At 58.4% G+C, this 5027-nt stretch carries 5 protein-coding genes; 1 reads left to right on the top strand and 4 read right to left on the bottom strand.

Annotated features, from left to right (window positions below; translation table 11 throughout):
- Positions 1-11 precede the first annotated feature (11 nt).
- A complete protein-coding gene (locus AB4043_RS14125) occupies positions 12-452 on the top strand; it encodes a cytochrome P460 family protein (RefSeq protein WP_442307326.1) in 441 nt (146 codons plus the stop codon).
- 177 nt (positions 453-629) lie between these two features.
- On the opposite strand, the gene AB4043_RS14120 is transcribed toward AB4043_RS14125, so the two are convergent.
- The 4 genes from AB4043_RS14120 to AB4043_RS14105 all read right to left on the bottom strand — a co-directional run bounded on the left by AB4043_RS14120 (position 630) and on the right by AB4043_RS14105 (position 4850).
- The gene (locus AB4043_RS14120) at positions 630-1205 is read right to left on the bottom strand and encodes a general stress protein (RefSeq protein ID WP_442302456.1); all 576 of its coding nucleotides are present in this window, start codon (positions 1203-1205) and stop codon (positions 630-632) included.
- Positions 1206-1253: 48 nt separating this feature from the next.
- Positions 1254-1613 (bottom strand): BON domain-containing protein, encoded by a 360-nt coding sequence (locus AB4043_RS14115; RefSeq protein WP_442307325.1) that lies wholly within the window; start codon positions 1611-1613, stop codon positions 1254-1256.
- 253 nt (positions 1614-1866) lie between these two features.
- Positions 1867-4512, bottom strand: a complete 2646-nt coding sequence (locus AB4043_RS14110) for an ADOP family duplicated permease (RefSeq protein WP_442302458.1) — start codon at positions 4510-4512, stop codon at positions 1867-1869.
- On the bottom strand, positions 4509-4850 hold the full coding sequence (locus tag AB4043_RS14105; RefSeq protein WP_442302459.1) for a PadR family transcriptional regulator: 342 nt from the start codon (positions 4848-4850) through the stop codon (positions 4509-4511). The genes AB4043_RS14110 and AB4043_RS14105 overlap by 4 nt, the downstream gene beginning before the upstream one ends.
- Positions 4851-5027: the final 177 nt, after the last annotated feature.

The following is a 5027-nucleotide window of genomic DNA, read 5'->3' as shown; positions in this document are numbered from 1 at the left end:
TTTCGGGGCAGGTGGGCCGTGCGCAAACGACGCCTCCCGTCATCGAGCTGCCGGCCCGCTACCGGGACTGGAAACTGATTTCCGTCGCGCATGAAGCAGGCAAGCTGAACGATCTCCGTGCCATCCTGGGCAACGATCAGGCCGTAGACGCGTTTCGCCGCAAGGACCTTCCCTTTCCTGACGGCGCAATTATCGCTCGCCTCGCCTGGACATACACGCCATCCGAAGAAAACAACAAAGCCTTTGGACAAGAGCAATCCTTCGTAGCGGGAGCGCCAACAAACATCCAGCTCATGGTGAAGGACTCGAAGCAATACGTCGCCACCGGCGGTTGGGGCTTTGCTCAATTTACTAACGGAAAGCCCGATGGTCCCGAGGCATTAAAAAACTGCTACTCCTGCCACGTGCCAGCTAAAGAGCGTGATTTCATCTTCACCCGCTACGCACCCTAGGAGGGTCCTAATACGCTCTGTCTTGTCGATGAGCGAGTCCAGAGGCCACATGAACTGAAGAAGGCCACGGAAGGCAGTCGCAACGCAGAGGATGATATCCAAAAGGGTTCACCATTGCGGGGAACCCTCTTGGCAAAAAGGTTTGAAAGCCTATCCCGGAAGAGGCTCATATCCCCTTCACGCTACATCGCGCCTGTCGGCGTAGGTCCGGCGGTCGTCAGCTTTGGTGTCGGAGCCTGCCTCGCTCGATGAAGATACGTCCTGCGCGCCCGTTTCCTTCAGCGCAGCCTTTGCCACATCGATTTGCTCGGATGTCGAGCAATGAACGGAAAGCAATGTGCCGCCCCCCTTCACCGCGCCCTCGTAACGCTTTGCCTCAAATTCGGGGATCCCCAGACCAACCAGGGCGCCTACCATACCGCCCACCGCGCCACCCACACCTACCCCAGCCAGAGAAGCGACAATTGGGCCGGCCGCGATGAGCGGACCAACGCCCGGGATAGCTAAAGCTCCAATACCTGCCAGCAATCCCAATGTTCCACCAATCAGTCCACCGGAAGTAGCTCCAGTTGCAGTGCCCTCTGGAGCTTTGGTTTTCTTCTCGTGAGCGAAAGCGCGTGTGCTCTCGTCGTCCGGTAGAAGAACCGAGATAGCGGAGTTTGTGAACCCTCTGGAGAGCAGGTGATCGACAGCGGACTCCGCTGAGGCTGCTGTCTTATAGATACCGAATACAGCTACATTCTTATCGGACATATGTATCTCCTATGGCTGGCGAACCAGCCTGATTTTGTCTCAAGCGGCTTACTGTTTTACCGTCAGTTGATTGATCACTTTGCCAGAGGTCGCGCTAGTCGCATCGGCAAAGACTTTGTTCTTCTCCTCTTCAGATTCGACCGGGCCTTTAAGTGTGACTCGCCCGTTGCTCGTGATGACCTTCACGTTGTGCGCGTATGTTGAAAGATCCTTATCTGCCATGATCGCTTTGCGAACGCTGGCCGTTATCTGGACATCAGATTTGGCGTTCGATTGCTGATCCGCATCAAGGGACTCTTTTTTGTTCTGACGTGTGTTGTCAGGAGCGTTTTGCGCGTTGACCAGAGGAAGCGCGAAACAACAGGCAAGAGCCGTGACGGCAAATTTCGATGGGAGAGTACGCGGCATTTTCATAGGGGAACGACCTTTCGCCGGAAGCACTAGGAATCTCACCGGGCCTTTATTCGATCCGGTTTCAGGCGACTGAGATGTTGGGGGGTGAGAAGCAGTTGTCCTACAGATCATGAATAAACGCTCTGCCCTGGAAACCGCTGGGCGGCGTCGCGGTGACTCCTGAGAACCCGGATTTTCTCTTCCGTTCCGGCGGGTATCAGTGTTATGTTCCGGCTGGTATCAGCGTCATAAGGCTGGAGTAAATCTTCTACTCCGCCCGCAGCGCCTCCACCGGGTTTACCGTTGCGGCCCGCCGGGAAGGCAGATAGCAGGCCAGGAGCGAGGCCGCCGCCAGGAGCACCACCACCGCAGCCAGCGTCGCTACATCCCACGCCCGCACACCGAATAGCAATGACCCCATCAGGTTTGCCGCAGCGATCGAGCAGCCAACACCTGCCACGATGCCGAAGCAGCTCAGCCGTCCTGCCTCACGCAGGATCATGCCGTGGATCGTGCTCCTCTGTGCACCCAACGCCATGCGCACGCCGATCTCTCGTTTCCGCTGACTGACCGAGTAAGAGATCGTTCCGTACAGTCCGATCATGCTGAGCAGAAAAGCGATGCCCGCGAAGCCGCCCATCAGCCAGGCCGCCGAACGATGCAGCCAGGCTGAAGGGGAATCATGCATGCGCAGCTCCATCGTGGTTTCGTCTTCCACGCCGAGTTCAGGATTCAGCGCGCGCACCATAGCCGACAACGCCGGTAGCATCGACTCTGGCCGCTGTGAGGTACGCACCAGCAGGGAGAATGATCTCGATGGATCCTGCGCGAAGGATTCATACTCCGCAGGCCACTGCTCTGCATCGAGCGCACTATCCTTGATGTCGGCCACGACTCCAATAATCGTTCGGAGGGACTTTGCCGTCAGCTCGGTATCACCTATTTTTTTGCCGACGGGGTCCTCGTCGGGGAAGTACCTCCTCGCGAGAGATTCGTTAATGATCACCACCTTGGGATGAGTGGCGTCATCGGTTTCTGTGAAGAAGCGCCCGCGCACCAGTCTTGCCCGCAGTGTCTGGAAGAACCCCGCGCTAACCTCGCGGTTATTTACTTCGTTATGGACCCCGTTATACGGCTTGCCGACAAACCTGACCCAATCTGTATTGCAGTTGCAACTGATGGGCAGAGTCGTCGTCAATGCAGCCGCCTGCACACCAGGCAGGCTCCTCACTTTGTCCAGCACTGTGTTTGCAAGCTGATTCTGCTGCTCCTCCTTCTCGAATCCCACCCGTGGCAGGTCTACCGTCAGTGTTGCGAGATAACCGACATCGAAACCCAGGTCGATGTGCAGCATCTTCCATAGGCTCTTTGACAGCAGACCGGCCCCTGACAACAGAACAACCGCAAGCGCCACCTCCACGATTACGAGGTTCGCCCCCAGCCGCCGCCAGAAGGTACTTCCACCGGAACGACCTCCGTCGCTCAGGCTTTGCCGCAGCGCCGCCACCGGCAAACGAAGAATTGGCGCGATTGAGAACAGCACTGCCGCCAGCAATGAGACGGCAAGCGTGAAGATCCATACGTGCGCTGTCAGCCCCATGCTCGCGAGATAGGGCATACCGGCCAACATGTCCTTCGAGATCATTGCAAGCAATACGCGCGTCATCACTAAAGCCACGGCGGTACCGGCCGCTGTTCCCAGCAACACCAGAACCAGGCCTTCGGTCACATACTGTCTTGCCAACCTCACCCGCGAGGCTCCCAGAGCTCCACGCACCGCCATCTCCTGCCTGCGCTTCTCTGCCCGCACCAGCAGCAGGTTTGAGACGTTCACGCACGCAATCAGCAGCAACAGTGCCGCGCCACCTAACAGCACAAACAGGATCGGACGAACATCCCCCGTGATGGCCCTCGCCAGTGGCATCACGCTGGCGCCTTGTCCGCGATTCGAGTCAGGATACTGGCGCTCCAACTGCAGCGCGATACCCTTCATTTCCGCCAGCGCAGCCGCTACCGTCACACCATCCTTAAGGCGGCCGACGCCGTACAGGTTATGGCAGCTTCGCCGTCGCTCACATCCGTTTGTCGGCTGCAGCGATGTAAAGAACTCAGCGGTTCCGCGCGGGGCAAACTGGAATCCGGCAGGCAGAACACCGATGATCGTAGTCGGTATCCCGCTCAACTTCATGGTCTGCCCGATGACGTCCCTCTGTCCGCCGAACCGCTTCTGCCAGGTGGCATAACTCAACAGACCTACCGGCTGCTCCGAGACTGCATCCTCACCCGGGCGGAAGTCTCTTCCCTCCACCGGCACAACTCCCAAGGCGCGGAAGAAGCCCGCGCTGACCCTCAGCCCGGGAACCGGCTCCGCCCCTTGCGGTGTCTGCAATAAATATCCGCTCCAGCCGTAGACCTCGATCGACTGGAATACTGTATTCATCCTCTTCCAATCCACATAGTCCAGATAAGACAGATTCGAACGCGGAAACAGGTCCAGGCTCTCGTTCACATCCATCAAACGGTCAGGCTGAGCATATGGCAAAGGCTGCAGCAGCGCCGCGTCCACAAACGCAAAGATGGTGACGCTCGCGCCGATACCCAGCGTCAGCATCAGGATTGCCGTGATCGCGAAACCGGGGCTGTGAGTCATCTGCCGAACGGCGTAGCGGATGTCCTGCACGACCGTCTCCCAACGGAAGGCCACAACGTCATGGCTGCGTTCTCTCAGGCGGGTCGTGTTTCCGAACTGGACGGCAGCCTTTCTGTGAGCCTCGGGGCCGGCGGTTCCGTCAGACCGCAGCTCTTCTTCGATCTGCTCGCGGTGGAACTCCATCTCTTCCCGCAGCTCAGCCTCAAACCTGCTACGCCGAAACAGAAACAGCAGCCGATTCATCCACCGCCCAGAAGCGCTCATCCCTCTACCTCCACATCGCGCATCACCCGCCCAATGGCCGCAACCATCTGCTCGAAGCGCGACAGCTCCACCCCTAGCTGTTTACGGCCTGTTGCCGTCAGCGTGTAGACACGCACCCTGCGGTTCGACGGTGTCCGCTTCCACTCCGCCTTCACCCAGTCCTCCAGCAGCAGACGCTGCAACGCCGGATACAGCGAACCCTCTTCCACCGTCAGCACCTCGTCCGACGTCTGCCGGATGGACTGCGCAATGGCATAGCCGTGTAACGGACCACGGGTCAGGGTCTTGAGGATCATCATGTCCAGGGTTCCCGGCATCAGGTCTGCTTTTCTGCTCATGGCTGGGTATCGTAGACAATCTATGCATAGAAAAGCAACGGTATTTTCCGAAACGAATCGTTGCGAAGGTGGGAGCAGCGGGGTCCCCGGCCAGCTTGCTGGCTGGGGTGTTCAGCGGGCTTCAGCCCGCTGACAAAGGACTAGAAGTAAATGGGCTTTTTTAGCCCTGGGCCTTCC

It is taken from the genome of Terriglobus sp. YAF25 (genome assembly GCF_052113305.1).
Taxonomy (GTDB): Bacteria; Acidobacteriota; Terriglobia; order Terriglobales; family Acidobacteriaceae; genus Terriglobus.
Note: the sequence above shows the minus strand (reverse complement) of the source record. Positions and strands in the feature narration are given on the sequence as shown.

Coding starts and splice junctions, on each gene's coding strand:
- AB4043_RS14110 (WP_442302458.1), bottom strand. CDS start 4,512: ATGAGCGCTTCTGGGCGGTGGATGAATCGGCTGCTGTTTCTGTTTCGG.
- AB4043_RS14120 (WP_442302456.1), bottom strand. CDS start 1,205: ATGTCCGATAAGAATGTAGCTGTATTCGGTATCTATAAGACAGCAGCC.
- AB4043_RS14105 (WP_442302459.1), bottom strand. CDS start 4,850: ATGAGCAGAAAAGCAGACCTGATGCCGGGAACCCTGGACATGATGATC.
- AB4043_RS14115 (WP_442307325.1), bottom strand. CDS start 1,613: ATGCCGCGTACTCTCCCATCGAAATTTGCCGTCACGGCTCTTGCCTGT.